Source organism: Enterovibrio sp. QJM3NY_24 (assembly GCF_057786035.1).
On sequence record NZ_CM173520.1, the window covers coordinates 64796 to 83989 of the forward strand.

The window sequence follows — 19194 nt, forward strand, 5'->3', positions numbered from 1 at the left end:
TTCGTAGATAAGTCAAACTGTCATCCAATTAAGCTTCTTTGGTGGCAGTTTCTGTGACTCGAGTAGAGTTACGTAAACTATCATTTTCAAGGTAAACGACGCGATCGACTGCATCAAATAGGCGATCATCATGGCTTACAATCACAACAATTTTTGACTGTTTTTGTGACCTAATAATATCGATGAGCAACTTTACAGCTTCACTGTCTAAGTTGTTCGTAGGCTCGTCCATGAGCAGAATAGGTGTATCCCGCAATATGGCTCGTGCCAGGCCTAATTTTTGAATTTGGCCTCCCGATAATTCTGAATGCGCATCTTTAATGACATGATCAATACCTTTATCTAGTCGATCAATCCACTTATCTAGACCGACTAGAGACAGAGCTGTCTGAATTTTGTCTTGATCAATATCCTGGCCGAAAGTAACGTTATTTCGAATGGAGTCTGAAATAATGTGGATTCGTTGTGGGACCACCGCAATACACTGAGACCGATTTGATAAGCCGTTTAGGTCAATGGTATCTAGTTTTATTTGCCCATATTGAGGTTTCAGCTCTCCACTCAGGATGGTGAGTAGCGTCGACTTGCCAGCACCGTTACCACCATTAACCAAATGCGCTCGACCTCTATCGAAAACCAAGTCTAGGCGAGTGAATAAGGGGTAGTCATGATGATAGGAAAAACTCATGCCTTCTAAACTCATTGATTCAAATACGGTGAAATGTTCTATTTTTGGGTCAGAATTATCAGCTAAACCTTGTTTAGGTGGTACCTGAGATAAATCGCATAATTCTTTTACGCGCATTAACGCTGTCAATTCATTAGGGAGGCTTGAAACAAACTCAATAATTCTAATAAGAGAGGGCACCATCAAGTTTAGCGTTGCTGTGTAGGTGATTATTAAGCCTATAGTGAGTTGCTCCTCAATGACCATGGCACCGCCAAGATACCAAATGATGACCATAGCTAGCATGGGAATCCCCATAATAATCATGCTAACTTTTGTGTCATAGAGTTGCCGGATATAACGTTTACTTTCCAATCGCTCAACGGCTTTTCGACAATGAGTAAGGAAAAAATTTTCAGCATCGTATATCTTTATTTCGGCATCAGCTTCAATGGTTTCTTGTATGACAGTGAGCTTTTTTGCGGAGGCATCAGTTTCATCTTTAGAAGAGGACCACAATACACTGTCGAACCTCATGTAAACAATGACAGCAGCAGGCAGTAGGACAAGAAGTATTGAACTTAATTGCCAGTTCAAGAAAAAAACGATCACCAGCAATACGATAGATAAGACGATGTGATGAATTGCGTCTGATAACCCATAGGGCATAATGACTTCAAACTGGTCGATATCTCTTGTAACTCGAGACAACAAATCGCCGTTACTAATTTTGAGTCGATGATTATAATTCATGCCCAGTATGCTTTTAATGACATTCTGGTTAAAGTCAATCATGATCTCTTTCCGCACCTTTAGGCGAAACCATGCGTTAACATAATTTAGTATTAGGAAGCAGCTATAGAGAATAGCAAGTAAAAAAACGGCCTTTAGAAGTAAATTAGAATCTTCACCAGGTAGAACCTGATCGATGATATAACCAGATAGGTAGGGGAGTGGGGCTTGAAATGCTGTTAACAATAAAGCCATTAGTAAAAAAGAAAACGATTGATGTTTTCTTTTTGCATAGATGAGATTATACAAATAAGAAATTCGGGTCACAGTCTGATCCGGACGTTGAGGAAAACCCGCTTTTATTGTAAAAAGTATATAGACTTAATTTTCAAATATCAGAGCTTAACGATAAAGAGGGGATGTTAAGTCATCCCCAAACTTCATGGTTAAAACACCAAAATTAAAATTTTCTATAAGGTATTTTAAATATAAGCCTATAAATAAACCAACAAATATAATCTATTGGCGTGATTTATGGTGTCCCACAGCAAGGGCCTGGCTTATTAGGCTCCTTTTTCTTCGTGGCAAGTACAGGTCCTTTTTTCGCAACAAAGTTTATTTTTTTCATTATCTTTTCCTTCTATGAATAAAGCCAATGATTGACGTGGTTAATGTGTACTGCTTATTGAATAAGCAAGTGCCATTCTATTGTTGTGGTAGTGTTTTTAAAAGTCAACCATTAACGAATATCAGGGCGAGGTATGAAAATATAATTGTTAAAATGATGAAGGTGTCTTTTGTTTAAGACCTGGAAATATTATTTTTTTTCATTATTTTCTAATTGGTTGGTTATTAATTTCTAATTGAACTCTGGTTGGTTTCTAATTGGTTTCTCATTTATTTTTATGATGTTCGGCTTATTTTTTAAGTTTGAATATTGGTTGTTCAACATGTCTGTTCTCACCCTGCCCTTGGAAGGTAAGTCTCCTTTGTTCTTGCGTTTTAGGGCAAAGTTATTAAGTCTAACTTTTCTATGAGTGGATGATGTTGTCAGCGCGCTCAGGATAAAGCGCACGATTAATGGCTTTGGAGGGGGGCGCAGTCGGGTGACGGATGAGTGTCTATTTTTTCGCTTTGAATTGACTGTTTTATCTGGGGATTGCGCTTCACGTGGTAAAATTGATTCTTATCTGCCGAACCAGTGAGATGTCGCGCAGATTTTTTCTGGGATTCAGTGCCTTTAAGGGGTCAGCATGAATGTAGACAAAGCGAAAAAACGAATCGCTAAACAGGTCAAAAAAGGCTTCAAGGGTTACCCCCAAATTTCGATACAGTACTTTGGGGAGCGTGCAGATTGCGCTTCTGAAGTTGCCGTGCAGTTCACGCTCGATGAGGGCTCAGAGGTTCAAGAAGAGCGCTTTGCGAGTAAAACCGATGCCAGAGAAAATGAAGTGATTCAATCGGCACTGGTGAAGATCATTGAGCGCGCCAACGCCAGCACTGTTGTCGAAGTAGAGGGTGTTTCATCGCTCTAGTCAGGAAACCTCAGCGAATACGTAGAAAACAGATAGGATTTGAAATGGAAAAAATTCAAATAAACGGCAGAAACATGTCGTATTTAGATGTGGGTGAAGGCCCAGTGGTAGTGTTCGGGCATAGCTATTTGTGGGACAGCGCCATGTGGCAGCCTCAAATTGAAGCGTTAAGTAAACAGTATCGCTGTATTGTGCCGGAGCTATGGGCGCACGGGCAATCTGATGCTGCACCGGACTTAACCACGTCACTGTTGGATTACGCTGATGATGTGCTTTGTCTAATGGATCAGTTAGGCATTGAGCAGTTTGCATTGGTGGGCCTGTCTGTTGGCGGTATGTGGGGAACCGAGTTGGTATTGAAAGCCCCAACTCGCGTTAATGCATTGGTGCTGATGGATACTTTTGTCGGCTACGAGCCAGAAGTCGCTAAGGCTAAATACGTGGCCATGTTTGACACCATTGAACAATTGGAAATGGTTCCGCCGCCAATGGTCGATGCTATCACGCCGTTATTTTTTGCTAGCAATGCCGAACAAGACATCCCTGAGCTTGTTGCTGAATTCAAAAAGAGGTTGTCAGCGCTTTCCGGTGAAAAAGCGAAAGCGATTGTTCACGTTGGTCGCATGGTGTTTGATCGCCGTGATACCTTTGATGATATTGAAAAGCTCACGCTGCCAACACTGGTGATGGTGGGTGCGGAAGACAAGCCTCGTCCGCCACTTGAATCTATGCTGTTGCATGATGCGATAGACGGTAGCGAGTTCATCTTAATCCCCAAAGCAGGGCACATCAGTTGCCTTGAACAGCCTGAAATTGTGAATGAAGCGTTGACACGTTTCCTTGCGAAGAATTTCGCTTAAGTTGTTAATTCGAGCTGACTGGCTTTCGCGTCTTTCAAGCGGCGATAAATGAATGCCCGTGGATTAAAAAAAGCACTGTGTGATGATTAATCAAACAGTGCTTTTTTGTGTATTTACGATTAACGCAGATTAATACTTAAACCGTCGAATCATGGTATTCAGGTTTTCCGCTTGCCCGCTTACGCCGTCCATATTGTCGTTAATTCGGGTTAAGATACGCGCGCTCTGCTGAATGCTATCGCCCACACCTTCTACGCCGTCAGATGCATCTCTGACCCTGTCAAATTGTGCTTTGATGGATATATTCACACGGTCGAAATTTGCGCATACTTCGTTGCTGGACTCGGTGATTTTATTGAGTAAATCACCGGACAGGTTCACTTGCTCTGCGCCCAGTACGATGCGTTCATCAGATTCGATAATTAGCGCTGAGATCTCTTTTGCCGCTTCTGCGCTGCGTTGTGCAAGATTACGAACTTCACCCGCGACGACGGAGAACCCTCGGCCTTGTTCGCCCGCTCTTGCGGCTTCCACGCTGGCATTGAGTGCCAACAAGTTGGTTTGGAAAGCAATGCCTTCAATGGTACTGATGATCTGCTGCATTTTGCGGCTGGAATCGATAATCGACACCATCGCGCTTTCGATTTGCTTTACCAACACTTCACTTTCTTGGGCATGCTCCAGCGCTTTTTGTGAAACCGAGACCGACACATTGGCGTGATCTAAAGCTTCATCAATGTTGCTGCGCATGGCGCGCATCAAAGTGGAAACGTCTTTCAAGCTTTTCACTTGGGTGTCAATTTGTTGGTTTAACCCAGAGACTTCTGCGGACGTTTCTTCCGATGTATTAGACACTGTTGAAGCGGTGCTCTGAATCTCTTTAAGCATGACAGCCAAGCTAGCCATTGTTTGATTGATACCCTGTTTCAGGGTTTTGTAATCGCCTTGAGCGTCGAGAGTGAAATTGTCGGTCAGGTTACCTTGTGCCAACTGCTCCAGTACTTGTCGTGTATGCGTCAATATGTGCTCGATATTCTCCGCAGACTGGTTCACTGAGGTCGCTAATTGGCGCAAATCACCAGACACATTCTTGGTGTCACATCGAGCGGAAAAATCACCGTTCGACACCTGGTTCATCACTGACACAATATTGGCAATCACGGTGCCTGTTGATGTCGAGGCACCGTTTACCGCCATTTTCATTTCATTCATCTTGCCCTGTGCGTTCAACGACACCGTTTGCCCGAAGCGTCCTTCGCTCATTGATGCCATCACATCACAGATATTGATGATGATCCCTTCAGTGTTTGCTATCGATTGGTTGATAGATTCTTTCAACGACGCCAGATCGCCCGCAGCAGGGGCAGTAATACGCGGGTTATAGTCACCCACTTCAAGTGCCGCCATCACGGTTTTAGTGTCAGCGATAAAGGCAGCGGTGGTCGCCGCAGAGCTGTTGACCTGATTTTTCAGCGTCGCTAATTGCCCTTGGGCGTCTTTCACCACGCGATTACTGAAGTCACCTTGCTCAATTTGGGACATAACGTTCCCAATGTCTTCGACGGTCGCTTCTAGTTCCCCCGCGAACTCATTGATGCTGCGCTTTAACACCAACAAATCACCCGTCATTTCGGTGTTCACTCGTTGGGTAAAGTCGCCTTGAGAAAGGCCATTCATGGTGGTGGAAATCGTTCCAACTGCGTCGTTGAGCGATGCCAGCATGGTATTAAGTGCTTCGGCAGCTTGACCCGCTTCATCTTTGCTGTGCACTTTGGCTCGGTTTGAAAAATTCCAATTTTGTCGCAATGCGAGAATGAAAGCTGACAATTCCTGAATCGGACGTGAAATGCGAAGACCAAACGTTTTCGCGGTGAACAACACCAGTGACACCATAATCACCACAACCAACAAGTAGATAATCTGCAGGGTGAAAACGGCTGCCAAGGCTTCGCTGGACTCTTGCTCCACTACCACAAGCCACTCAACATCAGGGCTAACGTTCACCTTTTGATATACCGTCAGAGTGGATTCACCGTTGTAGTTGTCACCGTGTAAAGCCGCAGGTGGTTCGGAGGTGGTGCTTGCCATTGCAGTGTCAACCGCTTCGGTATTAACGACAATGTTATCTTTAAACGACGATAGAACGGTAAGTTCTTCGTTATGAAATGTGTCTGATCGTAATCGTTTGTCTGGACCAATTACGAAGGATTCGCCCGTTTCTCCTAAGCCATAATCTTTGCCCATGACGGCGGATATTTGATCAATAGGCAATTGAACAATCAGTGCGGAAACGGCCTCTCCGTTTGTATAAATAGGCGTGGCGATAAAACTGGTTGGAGCGTCATAAGACGGACGGTATTGCTGGTAGTCGACAAAGTGGGTTTTCACCGATTGCCCCGCTGCGAGTTGCTCACGCAAGCCAGAAAAGGCATGACCTAATCCGGACTCTGCGAACGGGCCGTCAATCAGGTTCGTGGCAAAGTCGACTTCTTTGTGAGCGGAATACACAACGTTGCCAGATTCTAAATCGACTAAGAAGATGTCGTAGAAACCAAAATTTTCAACGTAATTTTGGAAATCTGCATGGAAACGACGATGAGTAAAATCATACTCTTGGTTGCCTGCTTGTGTCAGGGCTTGTTTCTGTCCAAGAGGGTTAGGGTTGTTAGTGATGTAAGCATGTTGAAGTGCGTATGCTTGTGGGCCAATGGCTTCAAATAGCGCGTCAGCATCCAAGGAAACACCGTTAATTTCTTGGAACTTGGTGTTGAATTTTTCTTGGTAATAGCGCTGAATATCAGGCAGTTGGCTCTGTTTAAACGGCGGGTGATTGTTAAATGCGTTATTAAACGCCGGGGCTGCGGAAGCCGTCATTGGGTTATCGGCGATGCTTAGAAGAACACTATTGCTGTTTTTGAAATAGCTTTCTAACGCATCTCCCTTTAAGTGGGCGATGGCTTGGAGTGAGTCACTTTTTTGCGTCTCCATGGATGACCATGAGCTATACAGACCAATGCCCGCCGTGAAAATGGTAGGAACTAGACCAATGAGGCAAAGAATCACCGTTAGTTTCTTTACCAGAGCAAAATCCTCAAACTTTCGCATCCCCGTATCAAACACAGTGCCATCCCGTTAATGAATTGAGTGTTTCGATGTTAAGAGTGTAGAAAGGAATCACGTGACTGTGTAGTCAGTTGGTCAGGGTAGGTGGATGAATTTTAAGTAACATATAGATATGGGGATTAGGTGTGACAAGGTTCACTCGCGGTGTGTTACTTTTATAAACACTAAACAAGTATCTTTATATTGCTTGGGTATAGGAAGCTTTGCGAAAAATACGCGGTTATAAACGGGCAATACTGGTACGTCGAAAGTCAATTTGTCCTCATAGTGAGTGACACATAGCAGATGATAAAGCGATAAGGGGGGAGGTTGGCGTTGGACGAAAATATCTCACAAAACGAAGAAAATGATGCGGTGCTGAATAAGCCTCTCTCGTTTGTCGTTGTGATGGTCGGTGTTGCATTTGCAGTGCTGAATCTTCAATTGGTGTTCGGTGATGGGCAAAGCAGCCGTTGGCTAATTGTGGTTTACAGCTTATTGGCATTTATCGCCATTTTTGTTGTGATGTTCTGGGTGTTTGATTCTAAGAATACGGTTGTTAATGACCAGTATGTCGCTAAAGGTAAAACCAAAATCTGTTGGCGTGAGGTCACGGCTTTTAAAGCGAACGATTTTTCAATTGTTATTACGGCGGGTGACAAAAAAGCAGTGATCAATTACTACGCATATTCCAATCCAGAGGGTTTGATGGCGCGCATCAATCATCTGTTGAACAAGCGAGGATGACGTTGCTCGGGTGCAAAACGCGACAGGAATAAAAAGACCACGCAGGAAATTCTAGCGTGGTCTTTTTTTGGCATGAAGCGCTTCAGGCTGAGCTAGCCCAACCAATAAATCCCGAGCAATACCCACGCCGCAATCGATAATGTTTCGATCACCACCATTAAGATGGGCTCGTAGCCGATGGTAAAAAGCTTCTTCACAGAGGTTTTAATGCCTAGTGCCGCAACGGCTGCGACAAGGCACCACGATGATAGCCCAGACAACGCGCTGGTTACTTGCACTGGCAGAATGTGCGCGCTGTTGATGGCGACACAAACACAAAAACCAACCACAAAAAGTGGCAGTAGAGGAATATCCGCTTTTTCACCGTCTTTATCGCGTTGATTTCGAAAATAGAGAGAAATCACCAGAATCACAGGGACAAGCAAAGCAACCCTCAGTAGTTTGGTGATGGTGGCAAATTCACCCGCTTGAGGGGAAATGGAGTATCCCGCGCCGACGACCTGCGCGACATCATGAATAGTGCCGCCAATAAAGATCCCGGCAAGCCTGTCATCAAAACCGAGTATGTTGACAAAAATGGGGTAGATCACCATGGCAATCGTGCTGAATGCCGTCACGGCTATCACGGTAAATAGTGTATTGCGCTCACTGTATTGATGCTTAGGTAAAACGGCTGAAATGGCGAGTGCCGCTGACGCGCCACAGATGGCGACCGAGCCTCCAGTTAGCACACCAAATTGAACACGGCGTCCGAGCAATTTGGCAACAAGCATCCCGATGGTGATGGTCAGTGCGATACCGCATGCGACCCACGCTAGCATTTCCCAACCTAACATCATCATTTCATCGATCGTAATGCGAAGCCCAAGTAATGCCACGCCAAATCGCAGCACTTTCTTAGCCGCAAACTCAACGCCGGGCTGGCATTTCGAATCGTTGGCCAAAAAGTGGAAAGCGATGCCCAATAAGAGGGCGAAGAGCATTTGCGGTGCACCATAGTGAGCAGAGAGAAAAGTGGCTGCAGCAGCAACGGTGACAGAAAGTAATAAGCCGGGTGCGAGTGTTCGAGAATGTTGGCTAAGCGTCGGCCAATCGGGGATCATTTTTTTTGTTTTAGGCAGCATGAAAAACATCCATATTATTGATTTAACGTTTTTATTTTTTGGCTTTTTGACTCATGCCTTCGCTCGATGTGGGCAGCTTAGGTTAAACACAAATCGTCACGGTGAAACCGTCAACGCGGGTATTTTTGTGTGTCGGCTGGAGCAAATCTTTTGTTCGCAGGCCGTTATAAATTCGAGTTAGTACGTTTGAGCAAATACCGTACCGCTTATTGATGGTTATCTGTGCGTTCAGTTCTTTAAGGGAAAGGTATACGGGTATTCTCATATCCTGAGCAGAGAAAAAAGACGCTGAGTTTCCTCAGCGTCTTTTTATCGTGCGTGATTACGCACTGCGGTAGAGCTTAGTCAGTACGAATTCGCGGTGACCGAGAGATTCCGCTGCTGTGTAACGACCATTCGCAGTACGAAGTGTCATGTCGATCAACGCGTCACCCGCTGAGTCCATGTTCAATTCGCGAGCAAGAATACCCGATACATCAACATCGATGTGCTCGCCCATGGTACGCACGGTACGTGGGTTTGCAGTGATTTTGATAACCGGAATAATTGGGTTACCAATCACGTTACCTTGTCCTGTTGGGAACAAGTGAACAGCAAAACCCGCTGCGGCTTGCAAGGTCACACACTCTGCGGCTGCAGAAGAGGTGTCCATGAAGTACAAACCTGGACCCGCTGCTGGGCGTTCAGCGGGTGTCAATACATCAACAAATTGCGTGTGTTTACCGATTTTTTGATAGTTACCAAACGCTTTCTCTTCGATGGTGGTCAAGCCGCCCAAGATATTACCTTTGGTTGGTTGGCTGTCAGACAAATCAGACGTTTTGTTTGGTTCGATAACCTCATCCATGTATGCCTGCCATGTGTTGAGGAACTTTTCACCGATTTCAGGCGAAACAGCACGCTTAGCACAGATTTCTTCTGCGCCTGTAAGCTCTGAAGTTTCACCAAAGCACAATGTTGCACCTTGTGCCGACAGCTTGTCACACAGGTTGCCCACGGTTGGGTTGGCCGCAAGGCCAGATGTGGTATCAGACTCACCACACTTCATGGAAATCCAAAGCTCGCTCACATCGCACTCTTCACGAGTGATTTCGCTTGCGGCTTGAACATACTCTTTAGCAACACGAGAAGCTGAAGCAATGGTGTTGATGTCGCCGTTTTGCTCGATAGCAAAGCCTTGAACTGGCTTACCAGAAGCCGCAATACCTTCAACAACACGTGCTGTCCATTCAGGCTCGATACCGATAACAACCACAGCAGCCACGTTCGGGTTACAACCCGTACCAATCAACGTACGGAAGTGAAGTTCTAAATCTTCACCAAATTGAAGGCGCCCGTACGGGTGAGGGATCGCCATCGTGCCTTTAATGTTGTTGGCAACGGCTTCACATGCGGCATTCGACAAATCGTCCAATGGCAAAATGATGACATGGTTACGTACACCGACACGGCCATTCTCGCGGCGATAGCCCATAAATTTATAGTTGCTCATGGCTTACCACCTCTTCGTTTTAACGTTTTGAACGTGAACATGTCCGCCTTTCGCGATGTTCGCAATTGCTTTGCCGATGTCGTTGTCATATTTCAAGATAGTGTCGCCATCTTGAATATCATTGAGCGCAACTTTGTGGCCAAGCGGGATAGCATCTAGTGCCAGTATTTCGATGGTTGCATCCGTGTCCATTACCCATCCAACAAGCGTTTGGCCAGCTTCTAAGCCCTCAACCACAATCACGCCAACTGAGTCGGTCGAATCGTGGACGAGAAAATCTGGTTTTTGCATTTTCATCTCCTTTTGAATAAACGTTTTTCTTTTCTTGGGTTACTTTTCGGGCCGCAGCACAACTTTGGCAGCGGCTATACGTCCGTTAAGTAAGTCGTCAAAAGCGTCCGCACCTTCGCTGAGCGGGCGTTCTTGAATCCAGTTCAGCGCGCCTAACGCGCCGTTATGCATGGCTTCCACTGTCGCGTGGAAATCTTGCATGGTGTAGGTGTAGCTTCCGGTGAAGATCACTTCTTGTAGCGTAAACTTACGTACATCGAGGCCTTCAATGCTGTCTTGTAACCCCACATGAACAATCACGCCGCCGGGTTCTACCGCGTCAGATGAGCCCGTGCGCGTGTGCTTGTTACCCACACAATCCACCACTAAATCAATGGCGTTACTGGCAACAAGTGGGTTAGTTAGTGGGTCAAACACGGTGCATATACCCGCACTTTTTACAGTTTCACGTCGTAATTCGTTGGTTTCCGCAAGGAAGATTTGACGACAACCTTGCGCATGAAGTGATAAGGCTGCGGCTAAACCGACGGCACCGCCGCCATAAACCAGCGCCTTGCTTTCAACCAATGGGCGAGTGACTAAATTCGCACCTTTGGTCACGGCATGCCAGCCTGTTGCGATGGGTTCTGCCAGTGACGCCGTTGTCATGGACATGCCTTCTGGGACAGGCACAAGATTGCGTTTTGGAATCGCGACGTATTCAGCGAACGCGCCTTGTCGTGGCGCCATGGAAATAATTTCACGAGCGCCACATTGGTTTTCAAATCCGGTGCGGCACGCGCTGCAATGTCCGCAACTCACTAAGGGATTGATGACCACGGCTTGGCCGTCGAGATCTCGATTTCCCGCGTTGTCAGCACCACATACAATGCCTGCGCCTTCGTGACCCAAAATCAATGGGGCAGGGCGGCGTGAATCATGACCGAGGTAAGCATGAAGATCTGAACCACAGATGCCGACGGCGTCGATGCGCACCATGACTTCACCATCTCGAAGCACGGGCATTTCTGCATCTTCGATATAGGTGAGTTCTTTCTCTCCGGTGTAAACCAGTGCTTTCATCGTTGAGTCCTTTTGGTCAAGCCAATGCTGTTTATGACTGTGTTGCTAGGGTTTTGCTTACTTGGCGGTATACCCGCCATCAAGCGAAATCATTTGCCCCGTGATGTAATCAGACGCGCGAGACGCCAAAAATACCGTTAATCCATCGAAATCTTGCAGCTCACCGTTTCGTCCGACTGCAGTCATGGCCGCATGGTGCGAGGCGAGTGAATCATCGCTAAACACCCTTTGAGTTAAGGGCGTTTCGAAAAAGCCCGGTGCAATGGCGTTGGTGGTGATCCCTTCTTGAGACCAAGCTTCTGCCATCGCGCGAGTGAGCTGTGCGACACCGCCTTTTGATGCGCCATACGGGATCGAATTGGCAAAGGCGCGGTAGGATTGCAACGATCCGATGTTGATGACTTTCCCGTGTCTTTTTTTTCGCATGCCTGACAAGCAGGCTTTGGCGAGAAAAAAGGGCACTGACAGATTGAGATTGAGTGTCGTGTCCCAAGTGTCGATTGAAATGTCATCCGCAGGCTGGCGCAGATTCACGCCTGCCGCGTTCACCAAAATGTCTGGCGAACCAAAGTGTGCCGATGCGCGTTGTACAAATTCATCGAGCAATTCGCGCTTGGTTAGGTCCACGGTTTCAATGGCAGAATCACCGCCTTCTCCGGCAATCAAGGCGGCGGTTTGCGCCAAGGTTTCTGGGTGACGGCCAGCCAGCACCACGTTGGCGCCAGCGCGTGATAAGGCATATGCCATGCGTTGCCCTATTCCAGAGCCTGCGCCTGTGACCAAAGCTACCTGACCACTTAGGTCGAATAAGTGCTGCATGGCGTTATTTGTCATCATCCCGTCCCGTCCGTTAAGGCTTCAGATCAAACTGTTCATCTGGGAAGTACTTCGCCAGACGCGCATCACCGGTTTTCGCGTGGGCTTCCATGCCTTCAAGGCGAGAAATACGCGCGGTTACCTGTGCGACATCTTTGCAAGCTTCAATCGATGAGCGTTGATAGGTGACGACCTTGATAAACTTGCCCACACTCAGACCACCTGTGTACTTGGCTGCGCCTTTGGTTGGCAGAATGTGGTTAGGGCCAGACGTTTTGTCACCAAACGCGACATTGGTTTCTTCACCAAGGAAGAGTGAACCGTAGTTACGAAGGTTTTGAAGCCACCAATCCAAATCGGCGGCATGAACTTCCAAGTGCTCAGAGGCATATTCATCACTGACTTTGACGGCTTCTTCGCGGGTGTCATAAATAATCACTTCGCCATAATCACGCCATGCGACTTCAGCGGCCTTGCTGTTCAGTTCAGGCAGCTCCGCAATAAGCTCTGGCATACGTTTCATGACAGTTTCTGCGAGCGCTTCTGAATCAGTGAGAAGCCATGCAGGCGTATTCGGCCCATGCTCTGCTTGACCCAACAGGTCGACCGCAACCAACTCTGGATCCGCATCTTTATCAGCAATAACCATCACTTCAGAAGGGCCAGCGAACATGTCGATACCGACTCGGCCATAAAGCTGACGTTTTGCTTCGGCAACAAATTGGTTACCCGGACCAACAAGAATGTCAGCGGGGTGACCGGTGAATTGACCAAAGGCCATGGCTGCGATGCCTTGTACGCCACCAAGGTTCAAAATGGTGTCAGCGCCACACAGTTTTAAGGTGTACAAAATCGCGGGGTGCATACCGCCTTCCCGACCAGGTGGTGAACACGCAATCACATGATCAACACCCGCTACTTTAGCGGTCGTCACGGACATGATGGCAGAAGCAATATGGGAGTAACGTCCACCTGGTACATAACAGCCAGCCGCTTGCATTGGGATCAATCGCTGACCTGCAAACAAACCCGGTGATAGCTCTGTTTCAAATTCGTTCATGCTAGCAAGCTGTGCTTTTGCAAAGTCACGAACACGCTCGTAGGCAAAGTGGATATCTTTTTTAAGCTGCTCAGGTACTTTTTCTGCTGCTGCATCGATCTCCGCTTGAGAGACAACGATGTCACCGTGCCAGTTATCAAATTTTTTGGTGTAAGCGATGCAGGTTTCTTCCCCACCTTGTTCAATGTCTTTCAACATGCCTGAGACAATTGCGCGAACATCGTCTTCTCCGGTTGACGCATTTTTCTCGGCTTTTTTTAGATACTTAACAGCCATGTTGATAAATTCTCCGTTAAATTTTGGGCGCAACTCTCCTGACCGGCTTTTTTTGGAAAAAGCCGGAAAGGCATTGGGTTTTAGAGTGAGTCCAGTGTTATGAGCTATTCCGAAGCGTTGAGTTAATCAAGTGCCCAGAGTGAAAGTTCAGGAATAAATGCCAGCATCAATACGACTGCCAACATAGAGATAACGTAAGGCCCCGATCGTGCTGCGATCTTCAATACCGAGGTTCCCGTCAATCCAGATACAACAAAGAGGTTCAGACCAAGTGGTGGTGTGATGAAACCAACACCCAGTGATGTCACCATCATGATGCAGAACTGGACGTCTTCCATGCCAATTTCGCGTGCCAACGGCAGCAGAATTGGGGACAGAATAAGAATGTTCGGCGTTGTTTCCATGAAGCAACCCGCCAAAATCAGTATGCCAATCATGATGAGCGTCAGCAGTACATGGCTGTCTGTCAGAGAGGTCATACTTTCAACAAATGCCTGCGGTACGTTTAGCGCAGCCAGTGTTTGTGCCAGAGGAAGGCTCAGTGCAATGATAGGCAAAATAACGCCATTCACTTTTGCAGAGCTTTCAAGCATTTTTGGAAAATCGCTAACCTTCAAGGTGCCTTGGAACAAACCAATGATAATGGTAGTGACAACCGCAATCGCCGCTGCTTCTGTTGGCGTGAATATGCCTGAGTAGATGCCGCCCAAAATAACAAACGGAACCATTAGGGCGTATCGCGCATCAATGATGACGGCAATCCAGCGCTTGAACGAAAAGCCTTGGCGTGCGTTTTCATATCCGTGTATGCGGTTCATAACAACGTTGGTTAGCATGATAGCCGCCATGACCATGAGCCCTGGCACTGCAGCCGCAAGGAACAAGGTAGATGCAGATATACCCAATACTAAACCGATAATGATGTAAGCAATGGACGGCGGAATGAGAATGCCGGTACAGGCACCTGCTGCCACCAATGCACACGCATAGGGCTTCGGATAGCCTTCTTTCACTAGGCGATCAATCGTCATTCGACCTACGGCAGCGGCACCTGCAGCATCAGAACCAGAGATACAAGCAAAGAAGCCACAGCCCAGTACCGTTGCGCTACCAAAGCCTGCTCGTGCGCCACCTACACTCGCTTCCGCGACATCGAGCAGTTTGTTAGAAAGGCCGGTACGTACCAACACGTCACCTGTCAGGATGAAAAGAGGAACGGCGATCAGTGCGAAAGCATCAATGCCGTCGAACAGGGATTCACCAAACAGTGATAAAGGCAAAACATCCGTAATATAGAGCAGGGCGATTGAGCCGAGTCCCAGTGATACCCATACAGGAACGGCGAGTGCAATCAGTACGAGCATACCGATCACTGGGCCATAAAACTCCCAGCCGAGGTCGACAAAGGTTTCTGTTTGATAGTAATTCAACATGTCATTCTCCTAATCAAACAACTTGTTGCCTTCAAACACAGGCGTGCCGTGTATGAGGCTGCGTGTATCTCGAATGATCGATTGAACGAGTCGGAACAACATCAAGGAGAACCCTAGTGGCACTGCTGCCATAAACCACGCTTGGCTAATGCCTAGTCCATGTGTGACTGAACCAAACTTAAGTGATACTTCAATAGGGTGAAGCGACCAGTAGAAGGCAAATAGCGCAACCACCATGGTTAATAAATCACCGAACAAATACATCACGGCTTTACCACGCTGTGGTAAGTAGTGGATCAAGACATCAATACGAATGTGAGCACGTTCTTTCACTGCGGCAGATGCACCTATCCATGCAAGATAGATAAAGGCATATCGAGCGACTTCTTCCCCCCAAATAGAGGAATAACTGAAGACAAACCGGCGGATGACTTCCATTGCGATCGTCATGACGATCGTGCTGTAGAAAAACAGCAGTAGCCAACGTTCCCCATTTTCATCTATGTTTTTTAGTAGAGATTTCATGGTTTTAGTCCAACGTGCGTTGTGGTGATAGAGCGAGTAGCCTCTTGAGGGGTATTCACCCAAGAGGCCAAGTTACTCAGCAGTTACACGTCGTGAACATAGAAACGGCTGTTACCGTTTGCTGCATCAAGTAGTTTGTTGAAGGTGGCTTTCGAGCCTGCAAGTTGCAGTTTGAAATCATCCCACTCTGGGCGCTGATGACCAGCTTTGTCGATCCATTGGCGCATCTCATCAGGGTCAGGTGCGTAGAATTCAACACCTGCGTCGCCAAGTTCTGCCATGGCATAAGCACGGGCCGCTGGGACTTTTGCAAGGTTTTGAATTGACGTCACTTCACTCGCAAATTCAATGCCTTCTTGAATATCTTTCGGCAAGCTATTGAACCATTCAAGGTTACAAGAGAACACTTGCGAATCTGGCACCGCGCGGTTGAACGTCACTGATGAAAGCACGTCTTTAAAGCCAAATACATTCAACGCTTCTACCGATGGGTCCAGTGCATCTGCAACGCCTTGCTTGATGGCAGACGGTGTTTCACCCCATGCCACTGGTGTTGGGTTTGCACCCAGCAGGCGATACATTTGTTGAAGGATTTTTGAACCCGGTACGCGGAATTTCACGCCTTCAAGTTGATCGGGTGTTTTGATGGGGCCTTCTAGACCTTTTCTCAGTGCAACAACGCGTGGGTCGATAACCACATACCAAAGCGGTTTAAAGCCTTTGGCTTCAACACGCGGGTGAATTTCTTCTTCCCAAGCTTTTGACGTGACAAGGTTGATGAATTTTTGGTTTTCACCACACCAGTAAGGAATATTGATTAAATCTACAGCAGGCGCAAAAGGTGCAAAATTGGAAAGGGAATGTTGCGCTGCTTGAATGGTACCGGCCTGCACTTTTTGAGCCAATGCACCACCCGCACCCAGTTGACCACCCGGTGCCAACTTCACGTAAACCTGACCTCGGGTCATGTTTTGGATGTTTTCTTTAAAATCGAGTTGCATGATCGGATAGCTGCGCGATGCGCCGATGATGTAGGCTGTCGCGATGGTCATGGTGTACTTGGCACGTTTTTGACGTTCTCTTTCTTCGTTGACCGCGGCTTGGGCGGAGGTTGAGGTTAACAACGCTCCCGATGCACCAGCAACCACAGCGGCGGTAAAGCCGACTTTTTTCGCTACTTCTAGGAAACGGCGACGCTCTGCACTTTGTGGGGAGTCATCCTTTTGGCGAACAGACATAAATCTACTTCCTTTCTGCGTTTTAATTAATTTGCCGAGCCGCTGTTTGCTTCTTTCTCGGCAGACAGCATTGCGACAACGAAGGTCAGGGATGTAAGGAGGAGGAGAAGAAACTCTCCCACATCATCGACACGAACAATGGGTGTGTTCCCTAAAGAAATTTGAGCCTTGGTGGCAAGAACGTTAAGCAAGTACAGCGAGAAGAACACTAGAGGTAAGATGTAGCGTTTCTTGATGTGAAATACAGAGCTCATGGTTCAACCTCTCAAGAGTCAGTTGGCGGCAGACGCCGTTTTATTATCTGTTTTGTATGTATAGCACTTAGCGTGTTGTGAATATATTGTTAAATGTAAGCGCTTACATTGTGAAGAGTAGTGGGCGAGTGGAACTACTGTCAAGTTTTTGACGGCAAGAAATTTATGCGAAGCTATAATCAGTTAAATTGTGGCTTTATAATCTCAATAACGAGTCAAAGAACTAACGAGTTATGGTGAAAGAGATACAGCCTTTGCGTAAGCGCTTACAAAAACGACCTTCTGATGCTCCCACTGCGGAAAATGTTGCCATTGCAGCGGGGGTCTCTACGGCGACTGTGTCACGCTATTTGGCGAATCCAGCATCTGTCAGCGAGAAGCGGGGGATACTGATTCGTTCTGCGATTGAATCCCTCGGTTATATTCCTCATGGTGCTGCTCAAGCGCTCGCATCACAGCATTCAAAAACCATGGGTGTGATTGTTCCCACATTAGATAACGCAATTTTTGCCGAGGGGATTCACGCGTTTCAACGACGCTTGCAGGAGAAAGGATATACATTATTTATCGCCAGTTCGGATTACTCAGTTGATGAAGAATTAGCGCAAGCGGAAAGGTTGATCACGCGAGGCGTTGATGGGCTAATGCTGGTGGGGGCGGAGCACCATCCGCAGTTATTTGAGATCCTAGATAAAAAGCAACTGCCTTATCTGTATACATGGTCGTTTAAGCCACAATTGGATCATCCTTGCATTGGCTTTGATAATTACCGTGCATCGGCGCGATTAACCGAGTTTTTGTTGCAACTTGGGCACACTGAATTTGCCGCGATTCCGGGCATTACGCGTTTGAATGACAGAACCAAAGACCGCCTTGCAGGATGCTTAGATACCCTGAAGAAAGCCGATATTTTCTTAGCCAAAAATCGCATTATTGAATGTAAGTATGATTTAGCGGAAAGCCGTCAGGCACTGCGGAAGCTACTGGAAAATTCACCGCGTCCCACCGCCATTGTTTGCGGTAACGATATTATCGCGATGGGGGCGTTATTAGAGTGCCAAACCTTGGGTGTACGTGTACCAGAAGATGTTTCCATTGTAGGGTTTGATGACGTAGCAATGGCGTCGCACATTCATCCTGCACTCACCACCATGCAAGTTCCCTCAAAGACAATGGGCGAGAAAGCGGCAGATTTTTTGTTGGCCAAACTGAGTAATGAGCCCGTTACAGACAAATTGGAGCTGGAAGCAAAGTTGGTGGTAAGAGAAACCACCGCCGCCGTAAAATGAGGTAGAGCCTAGCGGTCTATCAGTTAGCATTAATCAAAATAAAAAGGGCGGTATCAAACCGCCCTTAGTTGTTTTTACGTTGTGCTTTCAACACTTGGTCACATTACCAAACCCACTGTGTTTGCTCGTTGGTGATCCGCATTTGAATAGGTGTTGTACCGTCGTAGAAGAACACTTCGGCCAACATGTAGTATTGCGAATCGGCGAGCAGGTAATCCACATCACCGAATCCACTCTCTAAGGTTTTTGCGGTGATTCGGCTATTATAATCGGCAGAATATGAGCCATCTGGGTTCTCTACAAAGCCGCCATATATCGACACATAGGCTTGGCTTATCGAGTAGCTACTAATATCGACTTCTAGGCTTTGCGAAACAACGGGGTCGAAGCTGAAGCCATTCGGCACCACCATTTCTGACATCTGCGTAGCATCACTTGTTACCGTCGGCGGGATATCCACCACCTCGGGGTTTGCTCCAGTCAGAATTGCAGGTGTCGGAATACCGGAGCCGTTAGAGGTCGGGGCGTCAGAGCTTGACGTTGTTGTACTCGGGTCGCTGCTACTTCCCGTAGCAGAATCCGTAATGGTAGGGTTTCCGCTTGTTGATGCTGAGCCCCCATCACCTCCACCGCCCCCACAAGCTGTTAATAGTAAGACAAGTGAAACGGTTACAATCGAATAGATATTCAT

At 47.0% G+C, this 19194-nt stretch carries 17 protein-coding genes; 4 read left to right on the top strand and 13 right to left on the bottom strand.

Translation table 11 applies throughout. The annotated features are described in order from the left end of the window. Window positions 1-28: 28 nt before the first annotated feature. Window positions 29-1726 carry an ABC transporter ATP-binding protein gene (locus AC3CIC_RS16625; RefSeq protein WP_488516406.1) on the bottom strand — a complete coding sequence of 566 codons (1698 nt, stop codon included), beginning with the start codon at window positions 1724-1726 and terminating at the stop codon, window positions 29-31. A 926-nt stretch (window positions 1727-2652) separates the two neighbouring features. Here AC3CIC_RS16625 and AC3CIC_RS16630 point away from each other — a divergent pair. Both AC3CIC_RS16630 and AC3CIC_RS16635 read left to right on the top strand, forming a co-directional pair. Continuing rightward, window positions 2653-2934, top strand: a complete 282-nt coding sequence (locus AC3CIC_RS16630) for a hypothetical protein (RefSeq protein WP_488516407.1) — start codon at window positions 2653-2655, stop codon at window positions 2932-2934. Window positions 2935-2978: 44 nt separating this feature from the next. After that, window positions 2979-3794: an alpha/beta fold hydrolase gene (locus AC3CIC_RS16635; RefSeq protein ID WP_488516408.1), complete on the top strand. Its 816-nt coding sequence runs from the start codon at window positions 2979-2981 to the stop codon at window positions 3792-3794. A gap of 129 nt (window positions 3795-3923) precedes the next feature. Here AC3CIC_RS16635 and AC3CIC_RS16640 read toward each other — a convergent pair whose 3' ends face one another. Next, entirely contained in the window at window positions 3924-6899 is a 2976-nt protein-coding gene (locus AC3CIC_RS16640) for a methyl-accepting chemotaxis protein (protein WP_488516409.1), read from the bottom strand. Between the two features lie 333 nt (window positions 6900-7232). Here AC3CIC_RS16640 and AC3CIC_RS16645 point away from each other — a divergent pair, with 333 nt between their 5' ends. Further along, entirely contained in the window at window positions 7233-7643 is a 411-nt protein-coding gene (locus tag AC3CIC_RS16645) for a hypothetical protein (RefSeq protein ID WP_488516410.1), read from the top strand. 92 nt (window positions 7644-7735) lie between these two features. On the opposite strand, the gene AC3CIC_RS16650 is transcribed toward AC3CIC_RS16645, so the two are convergent. The 10 genes from AC3CIC_RS16650 to AC3CIC_RS16695 form a co-directional block, all read right to left on the bottom strand. After that, window positions 7736-8767, bottom strand: a complete 1032-nt coding sequence (locus AC3CIC_RS16650) for a YeiH family protein (protein ID WP_017003357.1) — start codon at window positions 8765-8767, stop codon at window positions 7736-7738. A 322-nt stretch (window positions 8768-9089) separates the two neighbouring features. Then, on the bottom strand, window positions 9090-10259 hold the full coding sequence (locus tag AC3CIC_RS16655; protein ID WP_016961582.1) for a UxaA family hydrolase: 1170 nt from the start codon (window positions 10257-10259) through the stop codon (window positions 9090-9092). 3 nt (window positions 10260-10262) lie between these two features. Continuing rightward, a complete protein-coding gene (locus AC3CIC_RS16660; protein WP_016961583.1) occupies window positions 10263-10550 on the bottom strand; it encodes a UxaA family hydrolase in 288 nt (95 codons plus the stop codon). A 39-nt stretch (window positions 10551-10589) separates the two neighbouring features. Further along, window positions 10590-11612 carry an alcohol dehydrogenase catalytic domain-containing protein gene (locus AC3CIC_RS16665; RefSeq protein WP_488516411.1) on the bottom strand — a complete coding sequence of 341 codons (1023 nt, stop codon included), beginning with the start codon at window positions 11610-11612 and terminating at the stop codon, window positions 10590-10592. Between the two features lie 57 nt (window positions 11613-11669). Beyond that, on the bottom strand, window positions 11670-12449 hold the full coding sequence (locus AC3CIC_RS16670) for an SDR family NAD(P)-dependent oxidoreductase (protein WP_488516412.1): 780 nt from the start codon (window positions 12447-12449) through the stop codon (window positions 11670-11672). A 13-nt stretch (window positions 12450-12462) separates the two neighbouring features. Continuing rightward, a complete protein-coding gene (gene hisD, locus AC3CIC_RS16675) occupies window positions 12463-13764 on the bottom strand; it encodes a histidinol dehydrogenase (RefSeq protein WP_017006526.1) in 1302 nt (433 codons plus the stop codon). A 122-nt stretch (window positions 13765-13886) separates the two neighbouring features. Beyond that, window positions 13887-15197, bottom strand: coding sequence for a TRAP transporter large permease (locus tag AC3CIC_RS16680; RefSeq protein WP_016961587.1), 1311 nt, complete (start codon window positions 15195-15197; stop codon window positions 13887-13889). A gap of 9 nt (window positions 15198-15206) precedes the next feature. Continuing rightward, entirely contained in the window at window positions 15207-15722 is a 516-nt protein-coding gene (locus tag AC3CIC_RS16685) for a TRAP transporter small permease (protein WP_488516413.1), read from the bottom strand. Window positions 15723-15805: 83 nt separating this feature from the next. Beyond that, on the bottom strand, window positions 15806-16960 hold the full coding sequence (locus AC3CIC_RS16690; RefSeq protein WP_488516414.1) for a TRAP transporter substrate-binding protein: 1155 nt from the start codon (window positions 16958-16960) through the stop codon (window positions 15806-15808). A gap of 26 nt (window positions 16961-16986) precedes the next feature. Continuing rightward, window positions 16987-17214 (bottom strand): hypothetical protein, encoded by a 228-nt coding sequence (locus tag AC3CIC_RS16695; RefSeq protein WP_017003360.1) that lies wholly within the window; start codon window positions 17212-17214, stop codon window positions 16987-16989. 233 nt (window positions 17215-17447) lie between these two features. On the opposite strand from AC3CIC_RS16695, the gene AC3CIC_RS16700 reads away from it, so the two are divergent. Beyond that, entirely contained in the window at window positions 17448-18503 is a 1056-nt protein-coding gene (locus tag AC3CIC_RS16700) for a LacI family DNA-binding transcriptional regulator (protein ID WP_017003361.1), read from the top strand. Window positions 18504-18606: 103 nt separating this feature from the next. On the opposite strand, the gene AC3CIC_RS16705 is transcribed toward AC3CIC_RS16700, so the two are convergent. Then, window positions 18607-19194 (bottom strand): hypothetical protein, encoded by a 588-nt coding sequence (locus AC3CIC_RS16705; RefSeq protein ID WP_488516415.1) that lies wholly within the window; start codon window positions 19192-19194, stop codon window positions 18607-18609.

Bases quoted from the DNA above. Each gene is read 5' to 3' on its own strand.
- AC3CIC_RS16665 (WP_488516411.1), bottom strand. From the start codon at position 11,612: ATGAAAGCACTGGTTTACACCGGAGAGAAAGAACTCACCTATATCGAA.
- AC3CIC_RS16650 (WP_017003357.1), bottom strand. From the start codon at position 8,767: ATGCTGCCTAAAACAAAAAAAATGATCCCCGATTGGCCGACGCTTAGC.
- AC3CIC_RS16660 (WP_016961583.1), bottom strand. From the start codon at position 10,550: ATGCAAAAACCAGATTTTCTCGTCCACGATTCGACCGACTCAGTTGGC.
- hisD (WP_017006526.1), bottom strand. From the start codon at position 13,764: ATGGCTGTTAAGTATCTAAAAAAAGCCGAGAAAAATGCGTCAACCGGA.
- AC3CIC_RS16670 (WP_488516412.1), bottom strand. From the start codon at position 12,449: ATGATGACAAATAACGCCATGCAGCACTTATTCGACCTAAGTGGTCAG.
- AC3CIC_RS16655 (WP_016961582.1), bottom strand. From the start codon at position 10,259: ATGAGCAACTATAAATTTATGGGCTATCGCCGCGAGAATGGCCGTGTC.
- AC3CIC_RS16700 (WP_017003361.1), top strand. From the start codon at position 17,448: ATGGTGAAAGAGATACAGCCTTTGCGTAAGCGCTTACAAAAACGACCT.
- AC3CIC_RS16695 (WP_017003360.1), bottom strand. From the start codon at position 17,214: ATGAGCTCTGTATTTCACATCAAGAAACGCTACATCTTACCTCTAGTG.
- AC3CIC_RS16690 (WP_488516414.1), bottom strand. From the start codon at position 16,960: ATGTCTGTTCGCCAAAAGGATGACTCCCCACAAAGTGCAGAGCGTCGC.
- AC3CIC_RS16680 (WP_016961587.1), bottom strand. From the start codon at position 15,197: ATGTTGAATTACTATCAAACAGAAACCTTTGTCGACCTCGGCTGGGAG.
- AC3CIC_RS16635 (WP_488516408.1), top strand. From the start codon at position 2,979: ATGGAAAAAATTCAAATAAACGGCAGAAACATGTCGTATTTAGATGTG.
- AC3CIC_RS16685 (WP_488516413.1), bottom strand. From the start codon at position 15,722: ATGAAATCTCTACTAAAAAACATAGATGAAAATGGGGAACGTTGGCTA.
- AC3CIC_RS16705 (WP_488516415.1), bottom strand. From the start codon at position 19,194: ATGAATATCTATTCGATTGTAACCGTTTCACTTGTCTTACTATTAACA.
- AC3CIC_RS16640 (WP_488516409.1), bottom strand. From the start codon at position 6,899: ATGCGAAAGTTTGAGGATTTTGCTCTGGTAAAGAAACTAACGGTGATT.
- AC3CIC_RS16630 (WP_488516407.1), top strand. From the start codon at position 2,653: ATGAATGTAGACAAAGCGAAAAAACGAATCGCTAAACAGGTCAAAAAA.